Raw genomic sequence first — 18,605 nt, 5'->3', positions numbered from 1 at the left:
AACATGTTCAACGAAAAGTCCATTCTGATCACCGGAGGCACCGGATCGTTCGGGAAGAAGTTTGTCGGCTGCCTCCTGAAGAACTTCAAGCCGCGTCGCGTCGTGGTCTATTCGCGCGACGAGCTAAAGCAGTACGAGATGCAGCAGGACTTCGATCAACCCGAGATGCGCTATTTCATCGGCGACGTGCGAGACGGCGAGCGCCTGCGCACGGCCATGAAGGGGATCGACTTCGTCGTCCATGCGGCTGCGTTGAAGCAGGTGCCGGCCGCCGAATACAATCCCATGGAGTGCATCAAGACCAACGTTCATGGCGCGGAGAACGTGATCCAGGCGGCGCTGGAGGCGGATATCGAGAAGGTGATTGCGCTGTCGACGGACAAGGCCGCGCAGCCGATCAATCTCTACGGCGCAACCAAGCTCGCCTCCGACAAGCTGTTCATCGCCGCCAACAACATGGCGGGCGGCCATCGCACTTCCTTTGGCGTGGTTCGCTACGGCAATGTCGTCGGCTCGCGTGGCTCGATCGTGCCGCTGTTCAACAAGCTGATCGCGGAAGGTGCGGACCATTTGCCCATCACCGATCCGCGGATGACGCGGTTCTGGATTTCGTTGCAGCAGGGCGTCGACTTCGTCATCAAGAGCTTTGAGCGCATGTCGGGTGGCGAGATCTTCGTTCCGATGATCCCTTCGGTGCGCATCCCTGATCTCGCAGCGGCAATGGCCCCGACGCTGCCAACCCGGGTGATCGGCATCCGTCCGGGCGAAAAGCTCCATGAGGTCATGTGCCCGACCGACGACTCGCATCTGACGCTGAAGTTCCATGATCACTTCGTGATCAAGCCGACGATCAAGTTCTTCCGGCGCGACGTGGACTACCTCTCGAACCAGATCGGCGAGCGTGGCGAGCCGGTGCCTGACGGATTCGAGTATAATTCCGGCAGGAACGACCACTTCCTGAACGCTGCCGAGATTCGAGAATTCAACAAGATTGCCATCCAATGATTCCCTACGGGCGTCAGGACATTTCCGCCGAGGACATCGACGCGGTCACGCAGGTGCTGCGGTCGGACTGGCTCACCCAGGGACAGGCAGGCCCGCGCTTCGAGCAGGCGCTGGCCGGATATTGTGGCGTGGCCCACGGCATTGCCGTGTCGAACGCAACCGCCGCGCTTCACATCGCCTGCCTCGCGCTCGACCTTGGACCCGGCGACATTCTGTGGACGGTGCCTAACACATTCGTAGCCTCCGCCAATTGCGCGCTCTATTGCGGCGCGCACGTCGACTTCGTCGACATTGATCCGCGGACCTACAACATGTGCGTCGCGGCATTGGCCGAAAAGCTCGTGCAGGCAGATGCAGCGGGCCGCTTGCCGAAGGTCGTGGTGCCCGTGCATTTCGCCGGGCAATCCTGCGAGATGGTCGAGATCCACGCGCTCGCCGATCGCTATGGCTTTCGTATCATCGAAGACGCCTCGCACGCTGTCGGCGCCGACTACCGGGGACGCAAGGTCGGCGCCGGCGATCGCAGCGACGTCACGGTGTTCAGCTTCCATCCGGTCAAGATCATCACGACCGGCGAAGGCGGCATGCTGATGACCAATGCGCCGAAGCTCGCCGAACGGCTCTCCTATCTACGCACCCACGGCATCGTTCGCCCCGTACAGGCGCCCGCGCCGGCCGACGAACGGCGCTCCAACGAGGACCAGCAGGGTCCCTGGATGTACGAGCAGATCGAGCTCGGGCTGAACTACCGCATGACGGACATCCAGGCAGCGCTCGGCACCAGCCAGCTCGGTCGCCTCGATGCTTTCGTCGCACGCCGGCGCGAGCTCGCGGCACGCTACGATACTCTGCTTGCGAAGCTGCCGGTGACCTGCCCGTGGCAACATCCTGACACGAATTCGGCCTGGCATCTCTACGTGATCCGGCTGCGGCGCAACGAGATCAAGCTCAGCCGGCGCCAGGTATTCGAGGCGCTGCGCGCCGCCGGCATCGGCGTCAACGTGCACTACATTCCCGTGCACACCCAGCCCTATTATCAGCGCCTGGGCTTCAAGGTCGGCATGTTCCCGGAGGCCGAGAGCTACTACCAGGACGCCATCACGCTGCCGCTGTTCTCGAAGATGACGGACGCCGAGCAGGACACCGTCGTCGCGGCGCTTGCGAAGATCCTCTCGTGAAGATCGCGGTCATCCCGGCACGCGGCGGAAGCAAGCGGATTCCCCGCAAGAACATCCGCCCGTTCTGCGGCAGGCCCATTATCTCCTACCCGATCGATGCTGCACGCGAGAGCGGCCTGTTCGACGAGATCATCGTGTCCACGGACGACGAGGAGATCGCTGCCGTAGCGCGCCAGCTCGGCGCAACGACGCCCTTCGTGCGGCCGAAGGAGATCTCCGACGATTTCACCGGCACCAATGCGGTCGTCAAGCACGCCGTCACGTGGTTCACCGAACGTGGCAGCGAGATCTGCCACGCCTGCTGCATCTATGCCACCGCTCCGCTGATCCAGTCGCGCTATCTGCGCGAGGGCTATGATGCCCTGATCGGCTCGGACGCGGCCTTCGCCTTTTCGGTAACGAGCTACGCATTTCCGATCCAGCGGGCCGTGCGCATCACCACGTCGGGGCGGGTCGACTCCTTCTATCCTGAACACCGCCTGACCCGCTCTCAGGACCTCGAGCCGGCCTACCACGACGCCGGCCAATTCTACTGGGGAACGGCCGCCGCGTTTCTCGACAACGTACCGCTGTTTTCCGAGCAATCGATCGGCATCGTCCTGCCGCGGATGTATGTGCAGGACATCGATACGCTCGAGGACTGGGAACAGGCGGAATACATGTTCCGCGCGATCAGCCGCGGCTAGAGCATGAGCCTCACGAACCGGCTTGCTTCAGGTGCACGATGACGAGGCCCGTGACATCGCTCACCATCACGCGTCCGATATTTGTCCATGAAGTTTATATCGAGCGGAATGCTAAGCACGCAACCGAAGCTTGGTTTTAGCTGCTTGAGCCGGACGTCCCGAGGCGGACCGCACCTCTAGGACGTCGGTGGGGCCTTGAGCAGCGGACGAAGGAACATCGCCAAATCGCCCTCCCTGTACAAGTACCCCGGCAGCCCCGCGGCGAGCGCCGCTTCGACGTCGCGATCATTGTCACCGACGAGCAGGCTGCCCTCAGCCTGCACCGGCCATGCTTTCATGCAATCGAGGATCATACCCGGCGCAGGCTTGCGCCGGTCGCTGACGCGCCGAAACGCCTCGACCGTGCCCTCCTCATGATACGGACAATATTGGTAGTCATCGATGTGAGCGCCGACCGCCGCGAGTTCGCTGGTCATCCACTCATGCAGCCGGTGAACGTCGTCGACACCGTAATAGCCGCGCGCAACCCCCGACTGATTGGTGACGACGAAAGCGTAGTAGCCGAGATCGTTGCAGAGCTTGATGGCCTCGCGTGCACCGTCGACCCACTCGAAGTCCTCGATCCGGTGCACATAGGCCGTGTCGACGTTTAGTACGCCGTCACGATCGAAGAACACTGCAGGGCGGCGCAGCCTCGCGGGAATTTCGTGCTGGACCCGCTCGAAGTCCGATGGAATGCCGATGTCGATGAAGAAGCCGTCGTAGAGATCCGCCTCGAGTTGTCCCTCGGCGACCAGCCTCGGAAACACCTGCTGCTCGAGCGAGCATGGCAGTTCATCGATGTATCGGAGGATGGCCCGATCGATACAGTAGACGCCCGTATTGATCGGGCCGTTCGGCTGGGCACCGGCAGCGAGAAAGCTTTTGACGCGGCTCCCTTCGAGCAGAACGCGGCCATAGCGATCTCCTGCCTGGTCCCGCTTGAGCGCCATATGAACGATCGCGGAGGAGGTCTGCGCGCGCAGGGCGAGATCCAGCAGGTTGAAATCGAACCAGGAGTCGCCGTTCAGAAGAAAGAAGCGATCCTGCAGCGCTCCGGCAGCATGCTTCAACGCGCCGCCGGTACCGCACGGCGACGGCTCGCACACGACCGTCACCGAGGCACCGCGCCAGCGCTTGCCATGATAGGCCTCGACGACGGCCTCAGCGCGATGGCCGGCGAGCAGCACGATCTCCTCGATGATCGGGTAGCGCGTCAACTCGTCGAGCAGATAGTCGAGAAAAGGCCTGCCGCGGACCTCGAGCAGCGGCTTGGGAACAAACCGCGTTCGCTCGCCGAGCCGTGTCCCGAGACCTCCGACCAGGATTACGGCCTGTCTCAACATAATTCGCGCTGCGCTCCTAATCCGCGCGGGCTGGGCCCGGCATGCGGATCATGCCGTACAGGAGCAGGGCCAGCAATGCAATCGCTCCGGCAAAGATCGCATGTCGGACCGGCCGAGGCGATGACTGGGCAGTTGTCACATCGTCGCTCAAGGACGCCGGGTAGGTCTTCGTGGGCCCCAACCTGCTCGCCAGTGCGCGTCGCTCTACTTTCGCGGCAGCCAGTCTTTCTTCGTTTCTCGTCGCCAGATCCAGCAGCCACAAGCGCCGCAACGCCAGCGCCGCTGGGTCGCCGGATGCCGAAGGCGCGATCGAATCGCTCGTCGCCAGGGATTCCCGAATTCGCGTCAGGCTGGCAATGTTTGCATCTGCCAAAGCAAGTTGGGCGTCGAGTTCCGAGACCAGAGGAGCGCGCAGCCTCTCCTGTTCCTTGTTCAGCTGGTTGACGCCAGCCTCCAATGCATCGCGGGCCTGCGTCTCGCTCGCCGCCGTCACGACGAGCGTCAATGAATCGGCTGTATTCGGACGTGCGTTGAAGCTCTCCAGGATAAGACTCCGGCCCCGGTCGTCGCGGCCCACCGCCGGGCCTGCGGCATCCAGAGCCTGGGTCAGGAACGTCCGCAGGTTCATCTGGATGGCCGTCGCCTGTGGTGTCATCAGATCCGCGCCATCGACGCGAGCCAGGCGAACACCGGCCGTTGCACTGTAGGTCGCCGGCATCATTTGACTGACGAGAAATACGGCGAACATCGCAGCCAGCGTACCCAACGCAATCGTGCTTAGCCGCTTCCGGATCGAGCGAGCGAGAAACGTGGACAGTCCGCCGACATATTCGGCGACTGATATTCGCGGCTGTACCTCACTCATACTGCAGCTCCTTCTGGTCACGCACGATAGGGCGGTCGCGAACCGACGCCGCACCCGCGATCAAACTCCGGCGCCACCTGTCCTCTAGAACATACGCGAAAACGACAGCGGCGATCTTTATTATAAATGTGAGCTGTATAAACGAATTGACCATCCCGGATACGAGGAAGATCGAAATCGCATACAAGATCGGGGTCAGGAAAACGCACGTGACGTAACGCTCCTCCACGAGGCAGCGCGTCAGCAAGAACATGAATTCGGAAAACAGTATGGCCGAGATGGCGACGAGACAGAAACCCTCGACCGGACCTCCCAGCTCGAAAAGGACTTCGGGCCAACCGCCGGTGTAAGCCGATCCTTGCTGAAGAATGAAATGGGCACGCTCAAGCGGCAATCCCATTTCCATCAGGAACTGCATGGTCGAGTTCCGGTTCGGATTAAATGGGGCCACGAACAACTTGAAGACTGCAAGACCGCCATCCCAGTCGTTGCGCAGAAAGACGCGCTCGTAAGTCATCCACCACATCTCGCCTTGCTGGACCAAGATGCGCTGGACGAGTTTGGTTTCGACGGCGCCCACTTCACTGCCGCGAACGACCACATAGGAATAGATCAGCGCAAGTCCGACCAGAATGACAAAGCCGAGCGCCGGCAACCAGATGCTGCGCAACAATTTCGGCAGGGAGATTTGACCGGTGAACTGCCTGCCGAGCAGCACGGCCCCCATCGGTATCATGAAGAACGAGACGTAGAGATAAAACGACGAAAAGCGATGCCCGACCACAAACAGGTACAGCATCAATGCGGCAAACAGTGCGCCAAATCGCCTGTCCAGAGGTTTGCCGTGGAGCGCGGGCAGTGACAGGAGAACGCCGAGCTGAAATGCCAGCATCGGTCCCCATTCCAATAGAAGCTGATGCAAGAGGCCGCCGTATAGGCGGGCATAGTCGAACCGCTCGAGCCCCGCGAACAGCGGAACATGCCCGCGGACGAGCAGCTCAACCCAGAGCGCAAGTACGAACAACCCGGCAACGCAAAAGGCCAGGTCAGTCAAATTCCAATTGCCCGGCTTCAGCAAGGCAGAGAGGCGGATGACGGATTTGTCCGAAAGCGCACGCAGGCGTTGCGGGCGAAAGGAGAAGAGTAATGCGGCGATGACGAGCCCATGTGACGCCGCGACCGGCAGCACGGCGAGACCCGGACCGATCTCTCTTTCCAGTTGCTCGGAGTAGATCGGCCCGAGCACGTCAATGTAGAGAACGGAGAGAAGGCGCCAGGCAAATGCAAAGAAGAAAAAGAATACGACGAGCAGGAGTCCGGGCCGGCTTATCGCGATGCGTCCCATGGCTGCGAGCACGAGGCCAGCCGTGGTGACGCAAAGCATTGCTGGTAACAAGCCCTCCAAGCTCCACCAAGAGACCTGCATCTCTTCCCCGTCCTACCCAAGCGCCCCTTCGAAACCCGGGCAAGCTCCCGATCAGTCTGAAGCGCCTAGCGGCTCCCAAGCATACAACAATCCATCATTGTGCAGCGTGGGCGCGAAATTCATGCGTTGCCTCGCGGTCACACGAATGCGGCCCTTGCGATCCAATTCGTCTAGCAGTGTCCACAGCCGCGTTTGATAGTCCATGGATCGAATGTAGATCCGACTGGCGATATCCCGCGGATCGGAAAGGTCCAACATATCGACCGCAGGCTCGATGTTGATGACGCGCGCCGGTCGTGCCTTCAGGATATGATCCACCACGGACTCGACCGCGTGGGGAATCTGCTCGATGCAGAAATAGGTCAGGATCGTCCCGCCCGTGAGTTCCCTAAAAGCGGGATCGGCAGAATCGGTCAGGTCGATGCGACCGAAGCTGATCCGATCATCGAGGCCAAAATGGCCGGCGATCTGCCGGCCAGCCTCGATCCCGTTCGGGGCGATGTCGAGACCGCGCAGCCTGGTCCAGCGCGGGTCGATGCACAGCGAGAATAGATTGTATCCAAAGCCTGAGCCGAGCTCGACGAGCGAGGTCGCTTCGCCGGCGTGTCGCGCGACCAATTGCGAGAGCGCACCCAGCCGATATCGATAGTAATCGCTCGTAGAAATCCGGACGATCTGGCCATCGACCTTGGCGAGGCGCGGCGCCTCGTTACGGCCAACCAGAAAATCCTCGATCGAACGCTCGCGAAGCCAGGCACGCTCGGATAAGATCCGCCCCCACTCCCCGGAATTGTATTCGGCATCGACGATGTCGTGCGTTCGCCTGACATTCTTGAACGCGATCCGGCGAAGGCTACGCGCGATGTCGACGGCATAGGCTCTCGACAGCTCCAACCGCGAAGCAGGCTTGAGATCAGGGCTAAACGTCACCAAACGCTCTTTCGAAGATCGTTCATGAGATCGGAGTGCCTACCATCACAGGCCAAGGAGGAGCTTCTCGAAGGCCGTCGTGTTCGGTGTCGGGAAGAATGGCCGGTTCTTGGCACCGGGGAACATTCGCGGAAAGGAGAAAAATGTCGCGGTGTAGAGCAGCCGCCCATGCCCCGGGCCCATTCGGCTCCCCATGTGCAGGCATCTGGTCGTATCCACCATGAAGGACGCAAGCCGCGGTGCCTTCATGACCTTGATATCGCTGCGCGGGACCTTGTTGAACACCTGCTCGTCCGGGAAATGACTCCCGAGAAGAGGATAACCGAACCTGTCCGTCGACTGCTTCGGCAGGAACGTGAACGGACCGTCGGCATCGTCCTCGACGTCGGTCAGATAGCTGAAGAACTTGATCACCCTGACGTCGTCATGATCACGATGCCAAAGCTGTGACGAGGCCAGACTCTCACCGGTGTAGCGGGAGTAAGACAACAGCACATAGTCAAGCCATGGAATCTCACCGAGCGCGGTCGCGATGACGTTGACGACCGATCTCTGCATCGCATAGCGAACGAAGATGTTGTCCGCACTGAGCTGGCCGTTCTGCATCTCCGCATCAAGCAGACGCACCCAGAACTTCTTCCAGGTCGAACTCTGCTTTGCCTCGAGCCCCTCGATATCCTTCAGCCTCACCTTCCCCGCATCCGCGAAGGCCTGCTGGATCGACGGGTCCATCAGCTCGGTGACGACTGCATAACCGTCCCGGTTCAAGTCCTCGGCCTTGGTTTTCTCCAGCGCAGACACGGTCAGGAGCTCGGCCTGGCGCCGCCGTTCCTGCTTCTCGCTCAGATGCCAGGTGCTAACGCCCGTCTTGACCGCCCATCGGAGCGGCGAACGGTTCACGTGCCAAAGCGCCCTGGACATCAATCCCATTTTGCCGCCCCCGACCCTGCCGGATTTAAAATTCGCGCTGTTCCCAAAGGGGTTCAGTCAGCCGGTTTGGCCTTAGCAAATCCACCAAACCCGAGCAACTGCAGAGTGTCAGTCCGGAACTTCACGACGCCATGGGGCGCAGGCTCCATCAGCGCTGCGTCATCGCACGTGCGAACTTGCCGACCATTGCCCGATCGCTGCGCGACAGTATCAGGCCGATGCTCAGTGCCCATGCGGCGATGCATGCAATTGACCCCACGATGAACAAGGCCGGCAGGGTCGTCGGTGTGGCGTACATCTTGTAGCCGGCCGCCATCGCCGCGAGGATCGCTGCGACCACCACTTGCCTGCCGAGCTGCTGCCAGAACAGCGAATTCGGCAGGCTCATGAAAGACAGCATGCGGTGGGCGATCACCGGTGCAAAGACGATGTAGGATATTACCCAGCCAAGGATGAAGGCACGCTCGTGCAACCAGGCCGCCGTGAGCGCGGTGACGATGTATTGCGTCAGCACCTGCAAATAAAGGAAACGCGTGTTGATCCGAAGAAAATCCGACCGGACCATCAACGCGGTTTGCCCCGCCCCCAACATGGCGGTTACAGCAGGAACGAACAGCGCCGAGGCAAGCCATGGCCATTGATCCGCATGCTGCGGGCCGACCCACACCTTCAAGATTTCTTCGGAGAACAGTCCGACGACGACGAGGATCGGGATGATGATCGCGGCCGGCAGAACCAGACCGTTCCGCCCGAGCAATTGCAGCCGCCGAATGTCGGTTTTCTCATCGAGATGAGTGGAGATGGGAAGGATCGCCGAGTAGAGAGGACTCATCGTGGTTTTCAGAAACCGCGGCAGCCGCGTGAGCAGGTCAAAGGCCCCGACTTCGACAGGACCGTACAATGCGCCAATCATCAACGGAATGATGGATTGCTGCAGGGTGCCCGCTATCCTGTTGTTGAACATAAGCCAACAGCGATAAGCGACGTCGTGCCGGCTCGCAGGCGTCCAGTAACTGAAACGCATCGGAGTGCCACGTACCGCAATGTAGATCACCAACGCCAGCACAAGGTACTTTACAACCATAGCACCAAGATACGCATAGGCGATCCATTCAAAGGCAGCGCTTTGCCAAAAGGCGAAATAGATCGAGCCAACGTACAGGACGCTGCTCCCGACTTCCGTCAACCGAAGCCAGCTATATTCCTCGAAGCCTTTAAGCGCGCCTTCTGCCACCAGACCGGCGAAGGCGATCGGCAAGACAAGCGCGGTGATCCGGAGGATCGACACGAAGGCCTGCGCCTGCTCCGGCGCCACCTTGAAAACGAGGGCAAGGCTGGTTGCGGCAAGCCACAGCACGACGCCCGAGGCGACCCCGGCAACAAGCGCGATCAGGGTCAGGAGCGATATCTTTTCGCCGGCCGCTGCCCAATCCCCAAGCCGCCCGCGAGCGATCGCCTGGGTCGCGACCTCCGACACGCCGAAATCGATGAGGACCAGAAAGCCGCTCGGAAGAAAGCCTCGCACCAGGACGATCAGGCCAAGAACAGCCAGTCCGTAGGACTTCGCGATCAACCCGACCGCAAACAGTCCCAGCACACCGGCAAGGCCGTAGGCGACGGCCGAGATCGCTGTGTTATGCAGAAAGCGGCGCAGCACGGGTCAGTTCAATTCCGCGAGCTGCAGGCTCGCTCCGCTCATCATTCGCTTCATCTGGACGTTCGTGGGCGGCTGCGCGACAAAGCGGCGGCGGTCCACCGAAGCCGCATCGAGGCGCTGCAATATCGAATTCACGGTATCGACACCGAACGCCTTGCCGTCCCGGCGACGCTTGCTTTCGGCGGAGCTGTAGGCACGACGCAGGAACGAACTTGTCCTGTGGCCCAACCTTCGACGAACCGCACCGGCTACCAACCCGCGCAAGGAAGGCCGCGGCAACGCATGCGTAGGCGCTTCGCCCCGCCGGGCAGCAGAGATTGTCGCGAGCACCGCCTCGGACACGCGGGCAGAGCTCGCACCGTCCACGGCGGTATAGAGGTCGCTGAGAATTTCGCGGCGAAACGTTGCGGTCTCGGCTGGCAGCGGCGGCATGCGGCCCTCGAGCCCCTGCCGGACCAGCTCGAGCATTTCGGCCTCCTTTGCCGCGCCGCGACTGACCTTTGTCGCTGCATCGAGGCGCAGCGCCGGCGTGTTGAACCATTCCATGCTCAACGGCTCGACGTTCAGCATGGTCGCTTCGATCGCGGTGGAGCAGTTCTGATGGATAAGCAGACTCGCACCGCTGATCCATTCGAGCGACGTTCCGCTCTGAATGACCTTGGCGTTCGGCAGAGCGGCAAATGCATCATACGAGCCGATATTCTCGAATGGATGCGGCCGCAGGACGAACTGCACGTCGGAAAAGTGCTGCGCGAGCTTGATGGCCATGTCCAGAGTGCTGCGGTAGGCATGGGCGCCATCGGCGATGAACTGCCGGGCGAATTCGCGCGAAAAGCCCGCTTTGACCATCGACTCTTCCTCGTGAGAGGTGCTGCCGGAGAAGCGCGGGTTTACTGTCGGGAAATTCGTGTTGATGAGAACGTAGCCCGAGCCAATGGACGGCTTCGGCAACGCCGCGCGCCAGGGAGGCGCGCAGAAATCATAGCGCGGACAACCGGTGGCGTGCAGCAGATTCGCCGCGACCGTGCCCTGCCGGAGGAACGCTGCGTACTGCGATTGACCCCAGACGCAGTAAAGGTCGATAAGATCGGGACAGCCCGCACTCTTCACCATGTTGGCAAACTGGTCCGCGTTCTTGCCCCCAATTCCTTCCGTATCGAGAACGCCGACAAGGATTCCGGCGCTCTTGTAGGACTTGATCAGGTCGGCATTGTTGGGACGCGTATAGTTCACCAGCACGAGATCAGGCCGCAGCGCCGGAACGTCGAAACCCTGCTCGTACATCGGCACGAGCGTGGCGCGCACGCCGCGCGTTGACAGCTGCCGTGCGAGCAGCACCAGCCCTTCGAGGTCGCGAAGCGGATTATCGACGACCAGACAGACGTGCGGCTGATCAGCCACGGTCGCTCCTCGCCATGCCCTGCGGCGTCGGAGCGGCGTCATCCGCGGACGAGAGCAGATCCCAGCTCATCGGGGTTCCTCGGAGAACCGCGCGCCCGACACGTTTGCCGAGCAAAGTCTCGAAATATTTCGGTGGCAGGCCCAGGCCGGGCCGGATGATGCGCAGGTTTTGCTCGGTCAACACGTCACCAGGGGCGAGATCCTCGGCCACATACAGCGAACGGCGGAACACGAGCGACTTGCTCTCCTTCTCGGTCAAACCATAATAAACCTGTCCAAGAGCAAGCCAGGCCCGCTTGGTCTCGACTACGAGGGCCGCCATCTCCTCGGGCTCCATCGAAAAGGTGGAATCGACGCCGCCATCGGCGCGGGCAAGCGTAAAATGCTTCTCGATCACGCTCGCCCCGAGCGCAACACTGGCGATCGACGCGCCGATCCCGAACGTATGATCGGAAAGCCCGACCTCGCAGCCGAACAGCGCCCGCATATGGGGAATCGTCAGCAGGTTGGTGTCGGAGGGCGTCGCCGGATATGTGCTCGTGCACTTCAGCAGGACGAGCTGCTTGCAGCCCGCCGCTCTCGCCGCCCGCACCGTCTCGTCGAGATCGGCCACCGTGGCCATGCCCGTCGAGATAATCATGGGCTTGCCGGTGGCCGCGACCTTGCGAATGAGCGGCAGATCGGTGTTCTCGAACGATGCGATCTTGTAGCAGGCTACGTCCAGGCCTTCGAGAAAATCGACGGCGGTGGCATCGAACGGGGTCGAGAACGGAATCATGCCGAGCGACCGCGCGCGGTCGAAGATCGGTCCGTGCCATTCCCAGGGCGTGTAGGCCTGCTGGTAAAGCTCGTGCAGCGAACGGCCCTTCCACAGGCTGTCGGGATCATCGATGAAGAACTCGTCGCGCGCGAGCGCGAGCGTCATCGTGTCGGCCGTATAGGTCTGCAGCTTGAGGGCGTGGGCCCCGGCCTTGGCGGCCGCATCGACGATCGCCAGCGCCCGCTCGAGCGACTGATTGTGATTGCCGGACATCTCGGCAATGATGAATGGCTCGTGAGACTGGCCGATCGCCCGCCCGGAGATGGTCATCGTGTCAGTCATCGTTTGCTCCAACCTTTTCAAGGCGCACCGTATAGCGGTAGCCGCGAAGATCGAAGAACGCGGGAAAGCGCTCAGGATCGGCCACGCGGAGGAGATCGAATTGCTCGCCGAGCGGTTTGCCGGGATCGAGCCTCGAATCATCCGGGGAACGGCGTGGGTAGTAGGTCGGCGCCCGGTCATCCTGAGGCGCAGGCGCCCTCACCCCGATGCTCGCCAGCGCCTCGCTCATGAGATCGAGCTCGATCGCAAACAGCTTAGCATTGATCTCATCGTATAATTCGTGGCCTTCGAGGATCATGTGGCGCTGCGCCCATATGGCCCCGGTGTCGACCTGATCCTCGGCCTCCAAGAGGGAAACGACAATATCGCTCTTCCCCTCGAGGATCTGCCAGATGTGGGGAGACCAGCCGCGTCCCTGCGGAAGGTCGCTCGCATGAATGACAAGGGTCTTACCGTATCGCGCGCGATCTTTTGCCGAGATGATCTCATGACATGAAATCAGGAACAGGATGTCGCCGCCCGAAAGCTCGGCCTTCTTCTGCACGAGCTCGATCGCGTGGGCAGCGCCGTTGACCTGCCCCCAATGCTGAAGATGCGGGTAGATCGGATGCGACAAGCTGGAACAGAGTATCGAGATCTTCATCTTCAATCGACAGACAGGACCACGGAATTCCCAAGTTGAGCCCAGCGTTTAGCACAAAAGTCCGGCTGCGCACCAAATAGCTGCCCCGATGGAGCGGGAACCTGGAGCTTCTCAAAACCGTCCCAGCCGGAAGGATTTTGCCCCCGAAATCAACGACCTACCGCATCGAGGCTGCAACCCGGCTCCGACCCTCGCCATCGACGAGCGCAAAGGCGGCCTCCCCCAGCGCTCTGACCCGGCCCGAATCGTCCAGTAGTCTCCGAACCGCACCGGCAAGCGCGTCGGCGGTTAGAGATGCGGCTGTTCCGAGATAGACCACCGCCCCCTTGTCAGCCAGCGCCGTCAACGCGCCCACCTGATTGGCCGCAATATCGACGACAACGGCCGGCAAACCCAGACAGCAACGCTCCCAGCTCATCACGCCGCCGGCGCCGATTGAAAGATCGGCCCGTCGCATCAGCTCGGCTATGTTATTTGCACCCCGGTGCACCACCGCCCGCGGCAATCCGCTGCAAAGGCGCGCGATCGATTCGACATGCGGATTGCTCATACCGATGACAATGTCCACCGCGATCGAGGGAACCGCGAGGCTCGTGAGCGCCTGCACTGCCTTGGCAGTCTCATTGGTCGGATCGGATCCGCCATAGCAAACCAGTATGCGGTGAACCTCGCCGGTGCGGCCCTTCAACAGGCGACGCTGTGCCGCGAAATCCGGCCGAAGCAACGCGTAGCGCGGCCCGAGAAGCTGCGTACAATCCTTTGACAACCTGCCGCGATAGCGCGTGTCCAACTGTCGAACAAGGTTCTGATCGAGAAGGATATCGCAGTCATGCGCCCGATCGGCGAGATCGTCGATTGCAAGAATTCGCAAGCCCTCGCGGCGACATGCTGTCTCCCAACGAGCATCGAGGGCATAGTGGTCGACAATCAGCCAATCGACAGAGCCGCGCTCATCCATGGCCCTGGACGTCTGATCCGCGTCATTTTGCCATGTCGTCGGCAGCCAGGCGGCATAGGGGCCCCCATCACCGTTGGGCCCGGAGCTCCGCACATCCGGATCGGGTAGAAGCTGCATGTCATGTCCGTCGCGCTCTACCAGCCAAGCCAATCCGGCCGCGTGACCGCGCATCAAAAAGCACGACCTCGCGCCGCGCACGGCGAGCGCGCCGGCCAGCGTGAGACATCGTGTCAGATGGCCCATTCCCATCTCGACCGCGGCGTCGACGCGAAAGATTACCCGATCATTTTTCATCAATTCGAGCCAGCGTGTCCTGCGCGGCAGGAGCTTTCGTTCCAATGGGCCGTCCACTACCACAATTCCGGCGGCGAAACTTCCCCTAATCCAACTTGAGCTATCGCGATGACTTCTATATTGCGGGAGCAGCAACCGAGCCAGCCGCCCCGATAATGAGCTTCTCCGAGACGATCCTGATCACGACGCTCGCGGAATACCAGACCCGGTTCTGGATTCCGGTGGCACAGCGGTTGCGCGCGGCCGGCAACGAGGTCGAGCTGCTCGCCTTCGACGATCGCAGCGCCGAGATGTCGCTTGCCGAAGGCGTGCCGGTCACCAACATGTACCGTGAGGGCCTCAAGACCGGTCCCGCACCCGAGCAGCGACAGGCATTCGACGTGCGGATCGAAGCCTATGGCCTCGATGGCTCCAACTTCCTGTTTAGCCACGAACGCTTCACCTTCGGCATCCGCGATACCGCCGCGCTGCGCCGGCGTTTCATGATCTATGCCAACGCCATGGAAGCACTGCTCGACCGGCTCGAGGCCCAAGGCAGGAGTGCCGTGCTGGTGCAGGAGCTCGGCGGCTTCCTCTCGGTGATCGCCAGCTTCTACGCCGCCAAGCGTCGTGGCATTCGCAACTGGTTCATCGAGCCGTCGTTCTTCCGCGGACGGATGTACTTCACGCCGGACAGCTTCGCCGCGCCGCAGGTGATGGCAAAGCCCGCCGACACGATCTCGCCCGAGGTGCGCGCCTATCTGGACAACACGCTCAAGCAGCAGGCCATCGTCATCCCCAAGAAGGATCAGCATCACTATTCGGCGGCCTTCAAGAAGGTGCTCAATTTGCGCAACTCGCGCCGCCTTGCCGAAAAGTTGTGGGACCAGTTCGCGCTCGGCAAGCACCAGGAGTTCGGGCACAATTTGCGCCATGCCCGCGTGCACGCCGCAATGGCCGTCAACGCGACCCGGCTGAAGAAGCTCTATCGTCCGCTTCCCGACACGCGCTTCGTCTACTATCCCTTCCACGTACCGGCCGACATGGCGCTAACGCTGCGCTCGCCTGACTATCTCGACCAGGTCGCGACCGTCGATTTCCTGCTGCGCACGATTCCGGATTCGCATGTGCTGGTGGCGAAGGAACATCCCGCCCAGATCGGCGCGATCTCGGCCGAGCGCCTGTTCGAGCTCGCGCGGCGCTTCGACAATTTCGTGCTGCTGCCGCCGCAGACCAACAACTACACCGTGCTGAATCGCGCCGATGCGATCATCTCCGTCAACAGCAAGTCCGGCGCAGAAGCGCTGCTGCTCGGCAAGCCGGTCGTGGTGATGGGCGATGCCTTCTACAGCTCCTGCCCGCTGATCACCACCGCGGATCGCCTGCGCGACGTGCCCGCGCGGCTGCGTCAGGCGCTTGCCGCCGGCGCGTTCGACCCGGCCGCGACGGCGCCCTATTTCGAGGCGGCCTGGCGGCGGTCATTCCCAGGCGAGCTCTACATCAGCGATCCCAAGCTGCTCGACACATTCGCAGCCTCGTTGCGCGCAGCGGTCATCGAGACCGCGGCCGTGGATTGAACGGATCACGCGATGCCCCTCGTCTCCGTCATCATGCCGTCCTGGAATGTCGAGCGCTTCATCGAGGAGACCATCCATTCGGTGCAGGCGCAGACTTTTGCCGATTGGGAACTCCTCATCGCAGACGACTGCTCGACCGATCGCACGCCCGCAATCATCGCAGAGATCGGCAAGCGCGACCCCAGGGTCAAGCTGATCCGGATGCCGAGGAATGGCGGTCCGGCACTGGCGCGTCAGGCCTCGATCGATCAGGCGCAAGGCCGCTACCTCGCCTTTCTCGACAGCGACGATCTGTGGCTGCCCGCCAAGCTCGAACGCCAGCTCTCCTTTGCTCGCGAAAAGCGGGCCGCGCTGAGCTACACCGCGTTCCGCCGCATCGACGAGGCCAACACCATGTCCGGCCGCCTGATCGAGGTGCCGGCGTCACTGAGCTACAACCAGCTCCTGAAGAACACCTCGATCGCGACCTTGACGGCTTTGGTCGACCGCGAGATTTCAGGCCCCGTCGCAATGACGGACGAGGGCTATGACGATTTCTGCCTGTGGCTCTCCATCCTCAGGCGCGGTCACCTTGCCCACGGACTCAACGAGGATCTGGCGCGCTACCGCGTCAGGGGCTCCTCGGTCTCCAGCAGGCCGATGCGATCGGCCAAATGGGTCTGGAACATCTACCGCAACGTCGAGAAGCTGCCGCTCGTCAAATCGGCCTGGTGCTTCGGCCATTGGGGCGCGCGGGCCTGGCTGAAGCGGCGGGAATTCTAGTCAGCTATGCGATCCCGCTGATTCACCACACATCATATTTGATCCGTCAGTCTCCCGATATGCGAGGCGCAATGACCTTTGCGAGCCATTGAACCTCGCGGGCTCAGATGGTCCTGATCGATGTAAAGCGCCGTCTCTTGGTCGTCGGTGAGCAGGCACCCGGCGGGCGGGCACGCGGTCTCCTTAATCGGTACATAACTCACGCGCGGATCGAAGTTGCTGGCGGGCCAGTTCGACGGATTCAGGATCGATGTCAATGCCTGTGTAGCTACCGTGATCACACAGCACAGTGGCATAACTGCCGTGGCCAACACCGATTTCCAGGATGGGGGCGCTCACGTAAGTCGAGAACGAATCGAGGATCCAGGAAATGTAGTTCTTCGCGTCCGCCTTCGCGGAGGAATAGGTCTCCGCACCCATGGGAGACGTGGCTGTCTCAAGAGCAACCTCGTTCATCATTCAATCTCAACTAGAGGAGCAGGTCGCTGCTTACCGCAATAAGGTCGCCGCGCTAAGCCTGCGCCCGGTTCCGGTTAGGGCGCACGTCATGTTGTCATGCTCATCGAGGTTTCTGTCACGCCTGGTCCGAAGAGCTTTGATCCCAAATCATTCGTTCGGGATCCATCCGGAGCCAGCCACCCTGGTCCGCTGGTCGTTGACGGCACTGCAAGCCGCCGTCAATGCGTCGTTCGACTGCGTCAATTCGGGCAAGGCCTGCTATCGGAAATTCTCGACAAATGAGGTATTTTAATGCCTATCAACAGGTGAGGGTTGGCGATCTCGTTCGTTCTCGCTACCACTCAGCTTCTTCCGGACGCCATCCCGAGATCACCCTGGAACCGATCATGCCGTTTGAAAGCTACAAGACGAGCCGCATCCTCGTGACCGGAGGCGCCGGCTTCATCGGTTCGCATCTCTGCGAGCGGCTGCTCGCGACCGGCGCCGAAGTGGTATCGGCGGACAATTACTTCACGGGCAGCCGGCGCAACATCGCCCATCTGATCGCAAACCCGCTGTTCGAGGCCGTCAGGCACGACGTCACCTTCCCGCTCTACATCGAGGTCGACGCGATCTTCAACCTGGCCTGCCCGGCTTCCCCGATCCACTACCAGCGCGACCCCGTGCAGACCACCAAGACCTCGGTGCATGGCGCCATCAACATGCTGGGCCTCGCCAAGCGGCTCAAGGCGCGGATCTTCCAGGCCTCGACCAGCGAGGTCTATGGCGATCCCCTGATCCATCCCCAGACCGAGGATTACTGGGGCAACGTCAACCCGATCGGCATCCGTTCCTGCTACGACGAGGGCAAGCGCTGCGCCGAGACGCTGTTCTTCGACTATTGGCGCCAGCACGGCCTGCCGATCAAGGTCGCGCGCATCTTCAACACCTACGGTCCGCGCATGCAGCCCAATGACGGACGCGTGGTGTCGTCCTTCGTCGTCCAGGCGCTCAGGGGCGAGCCGATCACAGTATTCGGCGATGGCGGCCAGACCCGCTCGTTCTGTTACGTCGACGATCTCGTCGAGGCCATCATGCGGCTGATGGCGACGAACGAGGATGTCACCGGCCCGATCAACCTCGGCAACAATTCCGAGTTCACGATCCGCGAGCTCGCCGAGAAGGTCATCAAGCTCACCGGCTCGCGCTCCAAGCTCGAATTCAAGCCGCTGCCGCAGGACGACCCGCGGCAGCGCCAGCCCGACCTCACCAAGGCGAAGGCGACACTAAACTGGGAGCCGAAGGTCGCGCTCGAGGACGGCCTGAAGGAAACGATCGCCTATTTCAAGCACTCCCTTGAAATCGCCTGATCCCCCTCGTAACCTGCTT

17 protein-coding genes are annotated in these 18,605 nt (G+C 61.6%); 6 read left to right on the top strand and 11 right to left on the bottom strand.

The window, feature by feature from the left end; genetic code table 11:
• Positions 1–3 precede the first annotated feature (3 nt).
• Genes pseB through pseF form a run of 3 tightly spaced genes read left to right on the top strand, consistent with a single transcriptional unit; the run spans position 4 to position 2,869 of the window.
• Positions 4–1,005: a UDP-N-acetylglucosamine 4,6-dehydratase (inverting) gene (gene pseB, locus ACNJX9_RS14695; protein ID WP_439409356.1), complete on the top strand. Its 1,002-nt coding sequence runs from the start codon at positions 4–6 to the stop codon at positions 1,003–1,005.
• The gene (gene pseC / locus ACNJX9_RS14690) at positions 1,002–2,183 is read left to right on the top strand and encodes a UDP-4-amino-4,6-dideoxy-N-acetyl-beta-L-altrosamine transaminase (RefSeq protein WP_439409355.1); all 1,182 of its coding nucleotides are present in this window, start codon (positions 1,002–1,004) and stop codon (positions 2,181–2,183) included. Before pseB ends, pseC begins: the two co-directional genes overlap by 4 nt.
• The gene (gene pseF / locus ACNJX9_RS14685; protein WP_439409354.1) at positions 2,180–2,869 is read left to right on the top strand and encodes a pseudaminic acid cytidylyltransferase; all 690 of its coding nucleotides are present in this window, start codon (positions 2,180–2,182) and stop codon (positions 2,867–2,869) included. Before pseC ends, pseF begins: the two co-directional genes overlap by 4 nt.
• Positions 2,870–3,045: 176 nt before the next feature.
• Here pseF and ACNJX9_RS14680 read toward each other — a convergent pair whose 3' ends face one another.
• The 10 genes from ACNJX9_RS14680 to pseG all read right to left on the bottom strand — a co-directional run bounded on the left by ACNJX9_RS14680 (position 3,046) and on the right by pseG (position 14,505).
• Entirely contained in the window at positions 3,046–4,254 is a 1,209-nt protein-coding gene (locus ACNJX9_RS14680; RefSeq protein ID WP_439409353.1) for an HAD-IIIA family hydrolase, read from the bottom strand.
• 16 nt (positions 4,255–4,270) lie between these two features.
• Complete coding sequence (locus tag ACNJX9_RS14675; RefSeq protein WP_439409352.1) at positions 4,271–5,119, bottom strand: hypothetical protein; 849 nt, start codon at positions 5,117–5,119, stop codon at positions 4,271–4,273.
• Positions 5,112–6,545 carry a DUF6418 domain-containing protein gene (locus ACNJX9_RS14670; protein ID WP_439409351.1) on the bottom strand — a complete coding sequence of 478 codons (1,434 nt, stop codon included), beginning with the start codon at positions 6,543–6,545 and terminating at the stop codon, positions 5,112–5,114. The genes ACNJX9_RS14675 and ACNJX9_RS14670 overlap by 8 nt, the downstream gene beginning before the upstream one ends.
• A 51-nt stretch (positions 6,546–6,596) precedes the next feature.
• On the bottom strand, positions 6,597–7,475 hold the full coding sequence (locus ACNJX9_RS14665) for a class I SAM-dependent methyltransferase (RefSeq protein WP_439409350.1): 879 nt from the start codon (positions 7,473–7,475) through the stop codon (positions 6,597–6,599).
• 45 nt (positions 7,476–7,520) lie between these two features.
• Positions 7,521–8,396 (bottom strand): hypothetical protein, encoded by an 876-nt coding sequence (locus ACNJX9_RS14660; RefSeq protein WP_439409349.1) that lies wholly within the window; start codon positions 8,394–8,396, stop codon positions 7,521–7,523.
• 157 nt (positions 8,397–8,553) lie between these two features.
• Positions 8,554–10,062: a lipopolysaccharide biosynthesis protein gene (locus ACNJX9_RS14655; RefSeq protein ID WP_439409348.1), complete on the bottom strand. Its 1,509-nt coding sequence runs from the start codon at positions 10,060–10,062 to the stop codon at positions 8,554–8,556.
• Between the two features lie 3 nt (positions 10,063–10,065).
• Positions 10,066–11,463, bottom strand: coding sequence for a surface carbohydrate biosynthesis protein (locus tag ACNJX9_RS14650; RefSeq protein ID WP_439409347.1), 1,398 nt, complete (start codon positions 11,461–11,463; stop codon positions 10,066–10,068).
• Positions 11,456–12,565: a pseudaminic acid synthase gene (pseI, locus tag ACNJX9_RS14645; RefSeq protein ID WP_439409346.1), complete on the bottom strand. Its 1,110-nt coding sequence runs from the start codon at positions 12,563–12,565 to the stop codon at positions 11,456–11,458. Before pseI ends, ACNJX9_RS14650 begins: the two co-directional genes overlap by 8 nt.
• A complete protein-coding gene (locus ACNJX9_RS14640) occupies positions 12,558–13,208 on the bottom strand; it encodes a formyltransferase family protein (protein ID WP_439410060.1) in 651 nt (216 codons plus the stop codon). The genes pseI and ACNJX9_RS14640 overlap by 8 nt, the downstream gene beginning before the upstream one ends.
• Positions 13,209–13,365: 157 nt before the next feature.
• Positions 13,366–14,505 (bottom strand): UDP-2,4-diacetamido-2,4,6-trideoxy-beta-L-altropyranose hydrolase, encoded by a 1,140-nt coding sequence (gene pseG, locus ACNJX9_RS14635; protein WP_439409345.1) that lies wholly within the window; start codon positions 14,503–14,505, stop codon positions 13,366–13,368.
• Positions 14,506–14,615: 110 nt separating this feature from the next.
• Here pseG and ACNJX9_RS14630 point away from each other — a divergent pair, with 110 nt between their 5' ends.
• The gene (locus ACNJX9_RS14630) at positions 14,616–16,016 is read left to right on the top strand and encodes a capsular polysaccharide export protein, LipB/KpsS family (protein ID WP_439409344.1); all 1,401 of its coding nucleotides are present in this window, start codon (positions 14,616–14,618) and stop codon (positions 16,014–16,016) included.
• Positions 16,017–16,028: 12 nt separating this feature from the next.
• A complete protein-coding gene (locus ACNJX9_RS14625) occupies positions 16,029–16,778 on the top strand; it encodes a glycosyltransferase family 2 protein (RefSeq protein ID WP_439409343.1) in 750 nt (249 codons plus the stop codon).
• Positions 16,779–16,961: 183 nt separating this feature from the next.
• Here ACNJX9_RS14625 and ACNJX9_RS14620 read toward each other — a convergent pair whose 3' ends face one another.
• Complete coding sequence (locus tag ACNJX9_RS14620) at positions 16,962–17,237, bottom strand: methyltransferase domain-containing protein (protein WP_439409342.1); 276 nt, start codon at positions 17,235–17,237, stop codon at positions 16,962–16,964.
• A gap of 386 nt (positions 17,238–17,623) precedes the next feature.
• On the opposite strand from ACNJX9_RS14620, the gene ACNJX9_RS14615 reads away from it, so the two are divergent.
• Positions 17,624–18,586, top strand: a complete 963-nt coding sequence (locus ACNJX9_RS14615; RefSeq protein WP_439409341.1) for a UDP-glucuronic acid decarboxylase family protein — start codon at positions 17,624–17,626, stop codon at positions 18,584–18,586.
• Positions 18,587–18,605 lie beyond the last annotated feature (19 nt).

This window comes from Bradyrhizobium sp. BLXBL-03 (genome assembly GCF_051853015.1).
Taxonomy (GTDB): domain Bacteria; phylum Pseudomonadota; class Alphaproteobacteria; order Rhizobiales; family Xanthobacteraceae; genus Bradyrhizobium; species Bradyrhizobium manausense.
This window is presented reverse-complemented; position numbering and strand designations above follow the sequence as displayed.